Source organism: Frankia sp. AiPa1, assembly GCF_023243075.1.
Classification (GTDB): domain Bacteria; phylum Actinomycetota; class Actinomycetes; order Frankiales; family Frankiaceae; genus Frankia.
Genome location: NZ_JALKFZ020000032.1, coordinates 14,907 through 28,137 on the forward strand (window position 1 = coordinate 14,907; position 13,231 = coordinate 28,137).

At 68.6% G+C, this 13,231-nt stretch carries 16 protein-coding genes and 1 pseudogene; 7 read left to right on the plus strand and 10 right to left on the minus strand.

Annotated elements, in window-relative coordinates; all coding sequences use genetic code 11:
- Nucleotides 1–48: 48 nt before the first annotated feature.
- Complete coding sequence (locus tag MXD95_RS04700; protein ID WP_250639286.1) at nt 49–231, plus strand: hypothetical protein; 183 nt, start codon at nt 49–51, stop codon at nt 229–231.
- A 1-nt stretch (nt 232) separates the two neighbouring features.
- Nucleotides 233–514: pseudogene (locus tag MXD95_RS04705) on the plus strand (IS110 family transposase); the annotation flags it as partial.
- Here MXD95_RS04705 and MXD95_RS04710 read toward each other — a convergent pair.
- Nucleotides 453–989 (minus strand): DUF2871 domain-containing protein, encoded by a 537-nt coding sequence (locus tag MXD95_RS04710; protein ID WP_285223518.1) that lies wholly within the window; start codon nt 987–989, stop codon nt 453–455. The pseudogene MXD95_RS04705 and the gene MXD95_RS04710 overlap by 62 nt on opposite strands.
- Nucleotides 990–1,270: 281 nt before the next feature.
- Between MXD95_RS04710 and MXD95_RS04715 the strand changes: the two genes are divergently transcribed.
- Nucleotides 1,271–2,164: a LysR family transcriptional regulator gene (locus MXD95_RS04715; RefSeq protein WP_250639287.1), complete on the plus strand. Its 894-nt coding sequence runs from the start codon at nt 1,271–1,273 to the stop codon at nt 2,162–2,164.
- Between the two features lie 205 nt (nt 2,165–2,369).
- Here the strand turns inward: MXD95_RS04715 and MXD95_RS04720 are convergent, their stop codons facing one another.
- Nucleotides 2,370–2,765, minus strand: a complete 396-nt coding sequence (locus MXD95_RS04720; protein ID WP_250639288.1) for a winged helix-turn-helix transcriptional regulator — start codon at nt 2,763–2,765, stop codon at nt 2,370–2,372.
- A 120-nt stretch (nt 2,766–2,885) separates the two neighbouring features.
- On the opposite strand from MXD95_RS04720, the gene MXD95_RS04725 reads away from it, so the two are divergent.
- Nucleotides 2,886–3,707 (plus strand): NAD(P)H-binding protein, encoded by an 822-nt coding sequence (locus MXD95_RS04725; RefSeq protein WP_250639289.1) that lies wholly within the window; start codon nt 2,886–2,888, stop codon nt 3,705–3,707.
- Between the two features lie 201 nt (nt 3,708–3,908).
- Here MXD95_RS04725 and MXD95_RS04730 read toward each other — a convergent pair whose 3' ends face one another.
- The 3 genes from MXD95_RS04730 to MXD95_RS29535 form a co-directional block, all read right to left on the minus strand.
- The gene (locus tag MXD95_RS04730; protein ID WP_250639290.1) at nt 3,909–4,691 is read right to left on the minus strand and encodes a DUF3710 domain-containing protein; all 783 of its coding nucleotides are present in this window, start codon (nt 4,689–4,691) and stop codon (nt 3,909–3,911) included.
- 450 nt (nt 4,692–5,141) lie between these two features.
- Nucleotides 5,142–6,086, minus strand: coding sequence for an alpha/beta hydrolase family protein (locus tag MXD95_RS04735; RefSeq protein WP_250639291.1), 945 nt, complete (start codon nt 6,084–6,086; stop codon nt 5,142–5,144).
- Between the two features lie 76 nt (nt 6,087–6,162).
- A complete protein-coding gene (locus tag MXD95_RS29535) occupies nt 6,163–6,651 on the minus strand; it encodes a beta/alpha barrel domain-containing protein (protein ID WP_250639292.1) in 489 nt (162 codons plus the stop codon).
- 59 nt (nt 6,652–6,710) lie between these two features.
- Here MXD95_RS29535 and MXD95_RS04745 point away from each other — a divergent pair, with 59 nt between their 5' ends.
- Nucleotides 6,711–7,073 (plus strand): MerR family transcriptional regulator, encoded by a 363-nt coding sequence (locus MXD95_RS04745; RefSeq protein ID WP_250639293.1) that lies wholly within the window; start codon nt 6,711–6,713, stop codon nt 7,071–7,073.
- Nucleotides 7,074–7,117: 44 nt separating this feature from the next.
- Here MXD95_RS04745 and MXD95_RS04750 read toward each other — a convergent pair whose 3' ends face one another.
- Nucleotides 7,118–8,062 (minus strand): NADP-dependent oxidoreductase, encoded by a 945-nt coding sequence (locus tag MXD95_RS04750; protein WP_250639294.1) that lies wholly within the window; start codon nt 8,060–8,062, stop codon nt 7,118–7,120.
- Nucleotides 8,063–8,179: 117 nt separating this feature from the next.
- Between MXD95_RS04750 and MXD95_RS04755 the strand changes: the two genes are divergently transcribed.
- Together MXD95_RS04755 and MXD95_RS04760 are read left to right on the plus strand one after the other, a co-directional pair.
- A complete protein-coding gene (locus MXD95_RS04755; RefSeq protein ID WP_250639295.1) occupies nt 8,180–8,677 on the plus strand; it encodes a MarR family winged helix-turn-helix transcriptional regulator in 498 nt (165 codons plus the stop codon).
- A 181-nt stretch (nt 8,678–8,858) separates the two neighbouring features.
- Nucleotides 8,859–9,158, plus strand: a complete 300-nt coding sequence (locus MXD95_RS04760; RefSeq protein WP_250639296.1) for an SbtR family transcriptional regulator — start codon at nt 8,859–8,861, stop codon at nt 9,156–9,158.
- 790 nt (nt 9,159–9,948) lie between these two features.
- Here the strand turns inward: MXD95_RS04760 and MXD95_RS04765 are convergent.
- From MXD95_RS04765 to MXD95_RS04780, 4 genes are all read right to left on the minus strand, one after another.
- Nucleotides 9,949–10,173, minus strand: coding sequence for a DUF2188 domain-containing protein (locus tag MXD95_RS04765; RefSeq protein WP_250639297.1), 225 nt, complete (start codon nt 10,171–10,173; stop codon nt 9,949–9,951).
- A gap of 418 nt (nt 10,174–10,591) precedes the next feature.
- Nucleotides 10,592–10,774: a hypothetical protein gene (locus MXD95_RS04770; RefSeq protein ID WP_250639298.1), complete on the minus strand. Its 183-nt coding sequence runs from the start codon at nt 10,772–10,774 to the stop codon at nt 10,592–10,594.
- 139 nt (nt 10,775–10,913) lie between these two features.
- Nucleotides 10,914–11,318 (minus strand): DUF7715 family protein, encoded by a 405-nt coding sequence (locus MXD95_RS04775; protein WP_250639299.1) that lies wholly within the window; start codon nt 11,316–11,318, stop codon nt 10,914–10,916.
- A gap of 342 nt (nt 11,319–11,660) precedes the next feature.
- Complete coding sequence (locus MXD95_RS04780; RefSeq protein ID WP_250639300.1) at nt 11,661–13,073, minus strand: hypothetical protein; 1,413 nt, start codon at nt 13,071–13,073, stop codon at nt 11,661–11,663.
- Nucleotides 13,074–13,231: the final 158 nt, after the last annotated feature.

Below are 13,231 nucleotides of genomic sequence, written 5' to 3' on the forward strand. Positions count from 1 at the left end.
GAGGGCACCCGAACTGTTCACCGACCCGCACCTTCCCGGCGGGTGGAAGTGTCCGAACCGCCGCGCCAGGCGTTCTACAACAGACACCGGCCTCACCAGGGCATCGCGAACGCCGGACTGCTGCAACCGCTGCCCGAACCGATCACGGGTCCGGACCGGCTCACACACCTCGACATCCGCGGACGCGATCGCCTCGCCGGCATCCTTCACGAGTACGAACACGCCGCCTGACCTGCCCGGACGCATTTCTCGGCAGGAACAGGGCGACTCGGGTCGGCGGCTGGCGCGGAAACGGCTCCCGGAGGGAGCCGCGGGAATAGCCGGGCTCCACGCGCTGATCGCGGATCACCTGCCTGACGACGCAGAAGCAGGTGATGTCGTGGTCGGCATCGAAACGGACCGTGGCCCGTGGGTGACCGCGTTGATTGTGGCTGGGTATCAGGTTCATACGATCAACCCGATGCAGGCCGCTCGTTGTCGGGATCGTTACTCGACCTCGGGCGCGAAATCCGACCGGCATCGTTCTTCCTTGCGACAGACGGGCCGGGGAGCTGCCGGCCGAGCATGACGAAGAAGAAGATGAGCCCCAGGGTCAGGATAATGTGGCCGATCCCGGCCGCACCGGAGACGGCGTCGCTTGTCCGCGCGCCGACGACAGTCTGTGTGCCATGGATGGCCATCATGATGACCGTCAGCGACAGGCCCGCGTTGTAGGTCCAGAAGAACCAGTCGAACAGCTTGCTCGCGCTGAGAGTGAACAGCTTCTCGAGGACGATCGAAATGAGGAAGAATAGCATGCCGAGGGCGAGCAGGTGCGTGTGGAGCAGGGCGAGCTGAGTATCACCGGTGAAGTTCTTGGCCTTGGTGATCTCGCGGTAGGCCAGGCCGCTGATCAGGCCGAGGATCATATAGGTGTGCGCCGCATAGTAGAGCTTTTGCAGTCCAGGCTCCCTGGTTCTTGGCGTCTTGGCCCGCGGTTCGGCGGTCATTACGGAATGGTCCTTTCACGGAGCCCTCTTCATCCGGTCGGGCATGACGACGACGGAGTTCTTCGGCCGCGCCACAGGAATCAGCCGTTCCGCTGGGGTTGGTGCGGCCCTGCGGGGCCGGCGGGCCGGTTCGGCTGGTCCAGAGAGCGCCTGGTCCGCCCCGAGCGGGGACAACCCAGCGTGGTGTACGAGTGCCAGCCTCTATCGACCCGCGGGTCCGATCAACGTGGACTTCGCGTACCAATCGATAACCTGTAGGTTATCGATTGGAAGGGGCGCGGATGGAGCTGAGGGACATCGAGATCTTCTTGACTCTGGCCGAGGAGCTGCACTTCGGCCGGACCGCCGAGCGGCTGCACGTCTCGCAGGCCCGGGTCAGCCGAGCCATCAGCCAGCAGGAACGCCGCATCGGCGCACCGCTCTTTCACCGGACCAGCCGCAGGGTGCGCCTTACGCCGCTCGGTGAGCAGCTCCGCCGGGACCTGGGTGCGGGATACCAGCAGATCATGGCGGGCATCGCCGCTGCCACCGCCGATGCGAGGGCCCACCGTGGCCATCTGACCCTCGGCACCATGGGCCCGCAGCCCTGGGCGATCGGCGAGGTCATCGACCTGTTCCAGGCTCGCCACCCGACGGTGCGGCTGCGGTTCCGGGAGATCCAACCGACCGCACCCCTCGACCCGGTCCGGTCGGGCGAGGTGGACGTGGGGTTGGTCTGGCTACCGGTCCGCGAACCAGGCCTCACCGTCGGCCCGGTGACGCACACCTCCGCGGTGCTGCTCATGGTCCATGCCGCACACCCTCTCGCCGGACGCGAGTCGGTATGCCTGGAGGACTTCGGGGACTGCACCGTGCTGACCGGCTCCGCGGTCCCCTCCTACATGGAGGAGACCTTCAATCCCTTCCGGACCCCGGCGGGACGCCTTGTCCCTCGCGGTCCGAAGGTCTCGACCTGGCACGAGGAGATGGCCACCGTCGCCGCCGGCCAAGCCGTGACAGGGGTCGCCGCCGAGGCGGGTCAGTTCTATCCCTGGCCCAACATCGTCTATCTCCCCATCCGAGATGCCCCACCCTGCCAGTGGGCGCTGGTCTGGCGAACCGCCGCCGAGACCCCACTGATTCAGTCCCTCGTCCAGGCCGCCCACGACGCGCGGACGCGTGCCGCAAACAGCTGACGAAACGGACCTTCGGTGCCGCCGGCGCCGGCGCCGGGGTCGGGGCGCGGCCGGCGACGCGCAGCGGGCGTAGGTAGTCGCGCAGGGTCGCATGGCTGCCGGTGTAGCCGCGCTCGGAGATCTCCCGGAACAGCTCGCTGAAGGTCGTGACGCCGGCATTGAACCGTTCGTGCAGGTAGGGCTTGTGTGCGTCGAGAACGCGCCGCTACCGGGCCGCGGTCGTGTCGTAGTCGTGCCTGGCCTGTTCGACCTTGCCGAGGTTGGCTTCGGCCCACTCGGTGAGTCCCGCGAACAACGGGGCGAGGCTGCGCCCCAGATCGCTGATCTCATATTCGACCCGGGGTGGGACCTCGGGGTGGTAGGTACGCACGATCAGACCGTCGCGTTCGAGTTGCCGCAGCCGCTGGGTCAGCACCTTGGACGTGATCGTGGTGAGTCGGCGGGAAAGTTCCACGAACCGCTGGCGGCCGAACTCGTTGAGGGTCCACAGGATCGGTGTGGTCCAGCGACTGAACACGATGTCGACCACTGGGGCGATCGGGCAGGCCTGTTCGGGGTCGACCGGCGCGGGCGCCAGGGTCCTTGCCGTGTGGAGGGTCAAGGGGATCCCTTCGAGATAGTCAGTTTCTTCTAGGTACCTACTATATCGAGGATGCTAGCTTCGTCCATGCCGCCCGCCGGTGGCACTCGATGACAGCAAGTCCCGACAGTGGAGCTAGCCATGATTGTTGTGACCGGAGCGACCGGCAACGTAGGCCGCCAGCTCGTGACCGCCCTGGCCGACGCCGGAGAGCAGGTGACCGCTCTCGCCCGCCGGCTTCCCGGCACAGACCTACCCCGGGGAGTGTTCTACCGCGAGGCTGACCTGACCGATCCCGAAACCCTGCGGCCCGCCCTCGACGGCGCCGGCGCGCTGTTCCTGCTCGTCGCCGGCGACAGTCCGCACAGCCTCCTCGATGTCGCGAAGGCGGGCGGGGTTCGCAGGGTCGTACTGCTGTCCTCCCAGGGGGCCGGGACACGACCGGAGGTCTATCGCCATCCTCGAATGTTCGAGGACGCGGTCGGCCAGTCGGGTCTGGATTGGACGGTGCTGCGACCAGGCGGTTTCCACTCCAATGCCTTCGCCTGGGCGCCGACGGTCCGCGCACAGCGGACGGTCGCCGCGCCGTTCGGTGACGTCGGACTACCGACCATCGACCCCGCCGACATCGCCGAGGTCGCCGCCGCAGCCCTGCGCGACCCACGCCACACCGGTCGCCTCTACGAACTGACCGGGCCGGCACTCACGACACCCCGGGAACGCGCTCAGACCATCGCTGACGTACTCGGTGAACCGGTCAGGTTCGTCGAGCAGAGCCGACAGGAAGCCCGAGCGCAGATGCTGCAGGTCATGCCGCCCGCCGTGGTGGAGGGCACCCTGACCATCCTCGGCGAGCCCACGCCCGCCGAGCAGCAGGTCAGCCACGACGTCGAGCAGATCCTCGGTCGCGCACCACGTACCTTCGCCGACTGGGCCCGACGCAACATCGCCGCCTTCCAGTGACGCGAGGCGGGACTGCTTCGAGATCGGCTCTGGCTCCCATTGGGATCGCGAGCGCCGCCGCGACCGTCCGCACCCTGGTCACCGTCGCCCTCGACGAAGCGCGCGTCGAGGCGTCGCCGGTCTCGACGGAAACCTGTGGGATTCCATCAGGCACGGTCGGTATCGGGCTCGCGACTGCCCGGTCCGCCGCCTCCACGGAGGTTATCCCCAGGTGTTGAGGTTGCGGCTGAGACCTCCGGCGGGTGCCGCGATGACCTCGTAGCTGATGCGGCGGGGGTCCGCGGTGATGGCGCCGATCGGTGGGAGTCGGCCGAGTTCGTCGGCGAGCGCGTCCGGGTCGCCGCGGTCGTCAACGTCGGAGTCGGGCGGGTCGGGCTCGGTGGGCAGCTTGAGCGCCAAGGCGGCCCCGGCAGACATCGCCCGTTCGCCGCGGATCACGACAGCGGCGCGCAGCACGTCCTCCAGCGCCGCTACGCCTACGGCCGAGGATGCGGCCCCGAACTGGTCGGCCGCGGTTGGCACCGCGCCGCCTGGTGCCGTGATCGCCGCAAGCAGGAGCCAGCGCGGGCCGTCGATGCTGAGCAACCGATATGGCCCGGGCGCACCTCCCGCCTCGACGGCCGGGGCGGCGGACCACAGCTCGGGTCCGAAGGGGCCGTCGGTCACCGATGCCGACGTCGAGCGCACCGCGAGGGCCGAGCGCTGGAGCTCGGCCCGGACCTCGCCGGTTAGCCCGCCGCGGCGCGGCGCGGCGTGGGCGGTGAGCCGCATCGTCGACCCGTCCGCGACCGCCACCGCGACCACCGCGACGACCTGCTGGTCATCGCCGGAGCCGATGACCTCGAACCGGTAGACGACGCCCGGCAGCACCGGAACGAGCAGGGAACCGAGATCGAACCGGCGGACCGCCTGATGCGGCAGGTCGACGATGTCGTACGGACCGTCCTCGGCGGCCGGCAGGGCCGGGACCGGCCCCAGCTCCACTTCGCTGCGCGGGTTCCGCCGCCACAGGGACACAGGTACGGACGTCGGGTCCGGCCCGTCGTCGCGACGCGACCACCCCCACCGGACCATCACGAATCTCCCCGCTCTTCGCCAGGGCCCCTGCCTCGATGAACCCTCGTCGCCTACCCATGGTCGCATCAATCCGACCGCTCGCCGACCCCGTGCCGCACGCCGGCGAGGAAACAACGACCCGGTAAACGTCACCTGACCGCCGTGCTGGCCGACCATGTCGATCATTACGACGCACACCGACCCCATCGATCACTCCATCAGCGGCCACCCGTCGCGACCGGCCCGCCGTCAGAACCCGGCCATTCTTGGCGGATAGGGCTGTGGCGTAAACGCCCTCGCGATCACCTTGGCGGGCCGCCTCACCCCGACCACCACCAACTGACCCATCACCAACCGCCACGACAGATCCACCGGTAGTCAGACACTCTCCTCGATCCGTCCGAGTCGGGCTGCGCCTCGCAGGAGGTTCGCGACAGCTTCGGGCCAGCTGGTGTCCTGAGGATGGAGCGCGGTGCGCAGATAGGCGGTGGTGAGCTGTTGCAGTAGGGCGACCCGTGCGGGGTCTTCGTCGGTGGTCTCCGCGGCCTCGTAGCCGGGGATGCCGCCGAGGGAATGCTCGGCGCCGAAGAGGGTGAGCAGGCTTTTCGGTCCGGGGCTGTGTAGGTATGGATCGGCTGACCAGTCGGGGCCACGGACGGTCAGGAAGGACTGGTCCTTGTCGCCGGCGACCACCAGGGCGGGGGTGGTCATGTGGGCGAAATCGGGGTTGAGGTACGGGAAGTGCTCCCGCGCGAACGGCGTGAGGTCGTCGCCGCCGGTGCCGGCGGTGGCGAACAGCACGCCGGCCTTGATCCGCGGGTCGGACATGTCCTCGCCGGAGCCTGCCGGCGGGAGGACCCGCAGGCCCAGGAGAATGCCCGCGGTCTGACCGCCGAAGGAATGTCCAGCGGCGGCGATGCGGCTGTGGTCGACTCGGCCGGTGAGGCCGGGTACGGCGGCCTCCAACCGTTCGAGGTTCTCGAGAATGCGTTTCATGTCCTCGACCCGGAAGCGCCAGATCTGGGACGCCCGCGGATCGTCTGGTGCGAGGCCGAGCGTTCTGGAGTCGAGGTGGGTGGGTTGGACGACAACGAACCCGTGCGCGGCCCAGTAATCGGTCAGAGGCCCGTAGCCGTCGAGTGACGAGCCGAAGCCGTGCGCGAAGACGATGACCGGCAGGCCGGTGCCGTGGGCGGGCGCGGAGATCCTGACGTGCAGATCCACTCCGCGCCCTGGCGCGGGCAGGATGACCGGTTTCACGGAGATTACAGGTGCGGGCGCGTGGTCGGCGGTGCCGGTTGTCGCGGGGCTTTCTTGGCTCATCACAGGTCGGTCTCTCGTCTCGACGGTGAAGTCATGCGGTTGATCAACACATTGGGTTGGGCGCGTAGGTTCTTGATCAGCGGTGACGGCGCATCAGGAGTCGCTCGGCGTTGAGATGGGCGAACTTCGCTCGGTCCCGGGCGTCGAGCGGGACCGACGCGATGAAGGCGGCGGCGCCGCCCTGGCCGCCGAACTGACTGCGGGAATCCCTGCCGGCGTCCGGCCGATCCGCCGTATGCGTCGTCCAGGCAGTTTCCTCGACGCCGATGACCCGGTGCGCGGGCAGTTGTCGTCCGACCTGGCCGTCCCCTCTGGGCTCGGCGTCTTCGTCGGTCGCCGTGAAGCCTGGGGCGAACGGATTCGACTGCCCGAGCAGGCTGGGCTGGATGCCCTCGGTGATGATCAGGCCGGCGGTGGCCCGCTGGGCGAAGTACGCCGCCATCGATGCTGTCGCCAGGCCCTCGGCCGTGGCGCGGGAGCGCGTCATCAGCGCCATCAGCGCCATCACCACGAAGTTCGGTTGCCGCAGCCCGGAGCGGTCGAAGGGTTCGAACAAGCTGGTCACACGGCGACGCTAAGACCTACCATTGACGTCAGAGGCAAGGGCCGTGTGAAGGAGCTCACATGCGGATCGGCGATCTCGCGGCGCAGACGGGCGTCAGTGTCCGGTCCCTGCGCTACTACGAGGAGCAGGGGCTGTTGAGCAGTAGCCGCAGCCCCAGCGGGCAACGAACCTACGTCGCGTCCGATGTTGAGCGCGTGCGATTCCTGCGGCGGCTCTACGCCGCCGGACTCTCCAGTCGCACGATCATCGACCTCCTTCCCTGCGTCGACTCCCCGAACGAGGAGAGCGCCGACGACGCCTGGACACGCATGGCCGAGGAACGCGCCCGGCTCGACAGGCACATCACCGAGTTGCTGCACGCTCGCGACAGGCTGGACGAGATCATCGCCGTGAACCGGCACGCCCGCGCCTCCATGAACTGACCCAGGTCCCTCTCAAGGGTCGCTGTCGCCTGCGGACGGGTGGGTCAGGCAGTGGCAGGAAGGACGATGACCTTGCCCGAAAGGGCCCCCGCGGCGGCCCGGGCGTGGACGGATGCCAGGTCCTGCAGCGGGACGCGCTCGGCGACGTCGACGGTAAGCTCGCCGCGGTCCACGCGCGCGACGAGTTCCGACAGTTGCCTGGCGTCGCTGCGGACGAAGAGGTCGATGGCTCGCACGCCGCGCTCCTCGTCGGCCGGGGCGGGCATCCACACGGTGGTGCTGACCACGACGCCGCCGTCGCGGACCAGGGCAGCCAGCGCGCTGAACTCGGCGGGGTCGATCGGGGCAAGGTTGAGCAGGACGTCGACCGGCTCGGTCACCGCGGTGGCCACCGCGGTGGTGGTGTGGTCGATGACCTCATCGGCGCCCGCCGCCTTGACGTGCTCGCTGCTGCGGGGGCTACCGGTGGCGATCACGTGGGCGCCGGCTGCCTTGGCCAGCTGTACCGCATAGCCGCCCACGGCTCCGCCGGCGCCGCTGATCAGGATCCGCTGCCCGGCCTTCAGCTCGGCGTGGTCGAAGAGCGCCTGCCACGCGGTGAGACCGACCAGGGGTAGCGCGGCCGCCTCGGCGAGCGGGACCTTTGTCGGAGCCGGTGCCAGGCTCTCGGCGGGCGCGAGGACGTACTGCGCCGAGGCGCCGTCGTCGACGAACGGCAGGAAGCCGACGACCTGGTCACCGACTTCAATGCCGTCGACGCCCTCGCCGAGTGCGTCGATCGTCCCCGCGACGTCCAGGCCGGGGATATGCGGCAAGACCAGGGGCATCGGTCCCCGCATGAAGCCCGCGCGGATGTTGCCATCGACCCCGTTGAACGTCGTCGCGGCGACACGCACTCGCACCTGCCCTGTGCTCGGCACCGGTTGGTCGACGTCCTCGTAGCGCAGGACATCGGGGTCGCCGTACTCATGGAATCGAACTGCCTTCATGGGAAGCCTCGCTCTCGATGGAACCTATGCTTCGAACTTGAAGCACTTGGCCAAGGTAGCAGTGCTTCGAAGGTGAAGCAAGTACTTCGAAGATGAAGCACGCGATAAGGTCGTGCCATGCCTGACACGCCGCCACCCCTGGATGCCGTCCAGCTGGGCGCGTACTTCGCCCTCATGGAGGTGGCGGGTCTGCTTCGACACGCGGTCGAGCAGCAGCTGCGCGAGGCCGGCGACCTCAGCTACGTTCAGTTCCAGCTCCTGGCGCGTCTCGGCCTCGACTCGCCGACCGGCAGTGAACGCATGACCGACCTGGCTGACGGCGTCGTCTACAGCCGCAGCGGGTTGACCTATCAGGCAGGCCTGCTCGAAAGGGCGGGCCTGGTCACCCGTGCGCCCTGCGCGGACGACGAGCGGGGGGTCATGGTCACGATCACCCATACTGGGCGGGGGCTGCTGGCCAAGGTGCTGCCCGGTCACACCGAGGTCCTGCGTCGCCAGTTCTTTGCGCCGCTGTCGCGCGGGGATACGGAGGCTTTGGCTGACCTGCTGTCGCCGGTGCGCGACCATATGCGGTCGGCGCCGCCCCGTTCGGCGGCGCCTCGCCGCCGGCGATAACACCCCGTCCTACGTCGCGGGCGGGAGCGGGACCTCCATGCCGTACTCCGGCGCGAGTGCGATGGCTCGCCGCAGTCGCTCATCCCGTTCGGCGTCGCTGAGCGGCGGGGCCGGGGAGGTACGGGTTGGGACTGATCGGCGCGGCCACCCGCGTCCCCTTCGCCGTCGGCTCTTGGCCACCTTGCGCGACCGCAAGCGCTTCGTGCTTCCCTTGCACGGCGGCCCGCCCGTCTTCACCCCCGCCACCCGCAACCGCCAAGCGGACGTTCGCACCGCCCTGCGCACGCTCCTCGATCGGGGAAAGGCCGCCGGAGAACTGCGAGCGGACCTGACCCCCGAAGACCTGATCGTGGCGACCTCGCTTCTCTCACGACCACTGCCAGGGACCGGCGACCGGGACGGCCTGGCACGCCGGCAGATCGACCTGATGATCAACGGTCTCGGCCCCACCGCGCCTTCGGCCGAGGGGCAGTCGTGCTGACAGTTTCCAGCCTCGGCCTTGGGATGGACCCGGCATGATTCGAACGAATGGGAACGCGCCGCCGACGGCGAGTTGGGAGCCCGGTGTCCACGAGCCATGCCTGGTAGGTCACGCAACCGCACGCCCCACGGCGACTCGGATCGACCGTCCGGCGGGAGCTACGCCACGACGACGTCGAGATCGACATCATGTTCCCCGGCCGGCACACTGTGCCTGCTCCCGTCTTGGTGAACGATCGTTCACACCGTCGGGCCGGCTCGCTGTCGATTTAAGATGTTCTGGCAGGCGGGGTCATTGAGCATCGCCCTTGGCCAGGGTCTGTGTGGCGACTGAGCGGACGATGATTTCAGGGCCGACAGCCAAGATCGATCGATTCGTATGCTGGTATACCAGGTCCACGAGCTGGCCCGCCGTGGCCGCTGATCTCTGGTCAGCTTCCCGGCGGGCCGCGATGTTTCCGGGGGCGACCCCCGGGACGACCCCCGAACCCGGTATGAGGAGGGGGGTCGACGGCGCGGAGATCCACTGAGGGGTCCCCGTTCTTCGGGAAAGCTGCAGGGGGTGAGGAGGGGGCGGATACGTAACGTGTCCGGTTCCGCCCAGACCACCAGAGAAAGGACGGAACCGGGATCATATAAAGTTACCGTGACTTCCTGCGTCTCACCGGCTCGGTGACTGTGGTCTTCAGATTGCGCTTGACGATGGACTGCTTGACAAAGCGGCCCGCGATCGCGCTATATCCCTCGGTTACCACTGGAGCCTGAGTTGGCGGCCTTCGCCTGATCTCTTCTCAGCCCTTGAGCGGGAGCGAGTCGTCGGCGTAGGTCCACTCGGTCTCGACTGTACCGTCAGCCCGTTGGACGACCAGCTGACTGGGCTGTTTGCCACTCGCGATCTTCTGGCCAGCGGTGATCGCCTCGTCCTTGAGGCGATGGGTCGAGACGAATGAGTTCTCAAACCTGATCTGCCACCAGCCGCCCGAGGGGACGATCTGGTACACCTTGTGGTTGGCCATGCGGGACTCCTTGGTCTGTGTGTGCTGGGGCACAGCCGCGCGATAGTTCGCGGATGTGCAAGTGACGCTCTGGAGTCAAATTCGCCGCAGCAAGGCAGATTCGCCTGCTGTAATCGTACGTCACATATCGAACCGGTAGGAGAAAGGTGTCATGCCAGACAAGGAAACGTTCGATGCGGTCGGGTTCTTCGCAGCCATCGACGCCCAGCGTCAGGGGCGAGGCCTACTGCGGAAAGCGTCGCGACGCAGGCGGGGATCAGCCAGTCGACGCTGACTCGCCTGGCGCAGGGCAAGCGCACTGACGTGGACAGCCTCGCAGCCCTCGTCGACTGGGCTGGCCCCTGTGGGCCGTTTGATCGTGGTTCGCGCGGAACGTTCATTCTCGGCCGTTCGGCAAAACGGTAGCTGTGGATAGCTGTCAGCAGGCCGCGATTTCTCGTCCCGCTTCGTGTGGGGCGGGGTTGATCGGGGCGCCCGCGACGTCGACCATGCTGTTGGTGCCGGGTCGGCTCAGCCCGACACGAAGGTCGGCATCGCGCAGCGCGATCCGTTGCGCCGATTCAAGCTCCTCGGGCCGGTGGTGGATCGTGCTCACTCTCACCGCGATCGGCGCCCTCGTTAACGTCCCCGCCCAGGCGGTAGCGGCCATGTCGCTGTCCCGCCGCCGCGGATCAGCGTGGGCGACCTGGGGTGGCGTCGCGATGGGGCTCGGCATCGCGATGGTGGCGACCGCCGCGGAGTTACCTCGGTGGCCGGTACGGAAGATTGGGACCACGGCGGACGGACACCGTGTCGAGGCGGCGTTCCGCGACAGCGCCCACCGGCAGGTCATCGGCGAAGTCGCCCAGGAAGAAGGCGAGCTCGTCGGCAGCCTCGGCGGGCCATCCCTGGGCGACGATCCCCCCGCGTAGCGTGTCCAGGTAGGAGTCGGGTGTCAGCGCGGGCAGGTCGCGGACCATCGCCGTCGTGGTCGCGCGCCGTGAGGTGAGCCCGGCGAACGACCGACCGCAGCCGCATCCGCCGTCGGGGTTCGCCCGGTCGGTCGCGCAGATCAGGCCGATCCACACCAGCTCACCCTCGATGCAGTGGTTGAAGTCGTTTTTGCGATAGCTCTGACTGAATGCGGTGGCCGTGAGGACCTTCATGGCGACTCCTCGGGGCAGGGAGGCGGATGGTCACGGCCGCGGCGACCGAGCGGAAAGTCGCCGCCCGCGATCCGCATTCAGCCTACGCGCATGGAAATTCGAAGACAAAACCTCTGGGAACATATCGTATAGGCCGTCGGAGCCGCACAGCTGCCGCGATGACAGCGTCCACCGGGCGGAGTCGGTGTCCTTTACCTGCGACTTTGTGGTGTTCGGCCCCTCGTCGACCCCTATCGGCGTGACGGGACGGGTTCAGCTGGATGGTCTGCTCCCAGGATTTTGCTCTGCCCTGGGCATGCCCCTGGGGTCGTTCTTGCAGTCATTGTTATAGCAGTGCCGGTATCATTCGCCATTACGTCGACGACCTATCTCGATATTCGCTCTGCCGCACCTTCTGCGGCGTGGTGTAGATGGGCGATCTCCTCGGCGGGTGTCTCGCGGCCGGGACACGCCTATTCCGTACCGTGACGAAAGTGCGGTGGTGGGCACAGCCAGTACCGCGAGACTGGGCAGCGGTCCCGCTGGGCACTCCGTGGTCGACGGCCGGCCGAGCCTCGGTCGAGGATCAGGGGGGATCAGGGGAGTCGATCTGGACAGATGATTCCCGTCCAGCTGGGCCTCGTCGGGATGGCCGCCGCCGAGCGCGGCCTCGATCCCGCCGCGGATGACCAGTTCGTCGGCGGCCGCCTGGACGCCGTTGGTCGCGAGCGTGGCGAGCGCCGACTCGGCCGCGAGCCACCGGCTTGTGTGGTCGTCTGGCTCGGGGCCAGCGTCGTAGGCGAAGAGAAACGTGGCGAGGTGAGGGGCGAGTGTCGGCATGTCGCCCAGCGCCCTGAGCCCCGGAAGGAGTTCGGGGAGGTCCATGTCGACGAGGCGTTGGCGTACCGCCGGTCCGGCGTCGGCGGCGGCACGCAGCAGCTCGGGGAGAGCTGGGACCTGGCCGGCGGGGTCGCCCCGAAGGCCGAAGCGGTCGGGCAGCCACTCCGTGACTGCCTCCGCGAAGTCCCGGGGCGACGTCGCGGCGGCGAGCAGCGGTACCACTGCCGTGGCGGGCATGCCGGGCGTGGGGCGCGCTCGCCATGTGGCTGTGTGCAGCCAGCGGCCGAGTGGGGTGATCCGCACCTGCCCGTCGGCCGCGTCGAGAGCGCCGAGCACGGCCAGGATGTCGCGCGCCCCCTCGTACGGATCATCCCAGCGGCGGAACATATCGCTGGAGATCCAGCTGCGGTCGGACCGGAGCTGTTCGCTGAAGCTGACGCGCGCGTCGGTCTCGTGGAGAACCGCAGGCTCGGCGAGCGCACTCAGCAGCGCGACACAGGCCGTGCGGGGGGCGCGCGGCTTGCGTGGCCACGCTGCGGTGAGGCACACCTCGTCGAACGCTGCGGCCCAGCGTCCCAGGACGTCCGGACCGGGTTGCTCGCCGCCGCCCGGCTCGGCCAGCCCGCCGCCGTCGTCGGCCCTCGCCCGGCCGCCTTCGACGACCAGCAGGCCCGCCACCCGCGCCGCGGTCCAGGCCTGCTGCAGGTCCCGGATGTCGACCGCCCGTCGTGACGTCCGCGGCAGCGCGACGCCGGCCGCAGCGCACACCGCCGCGAGGTCGGCGGGCCGCGGCGCCCCCGTCGGCGTCACCGGCTGGCCGGCGCCTGCCCAGACGGCGAGCCCCCGCATGCGGGTGAACAACAGGCAGCTTGCGGCGGCGTGTGCGATCGCCTCGGGATCGTCGCGCTCAGTGGCGGAATCCAAGATCTGCGTCACGATCTTGAGCCTAACGGCTGTTTCGTACCTCGGTCGGGTGCGGTGTGGTCCGTCCTCGGCGCGCCCGGTCGGGATTTACCGCGAGTGCTGACGCAACCAGGTCAGCGCGGTGTCGGCAACCTCGCGCCAGCCGTTGTCGATGGTCACTCAAGCTAGGT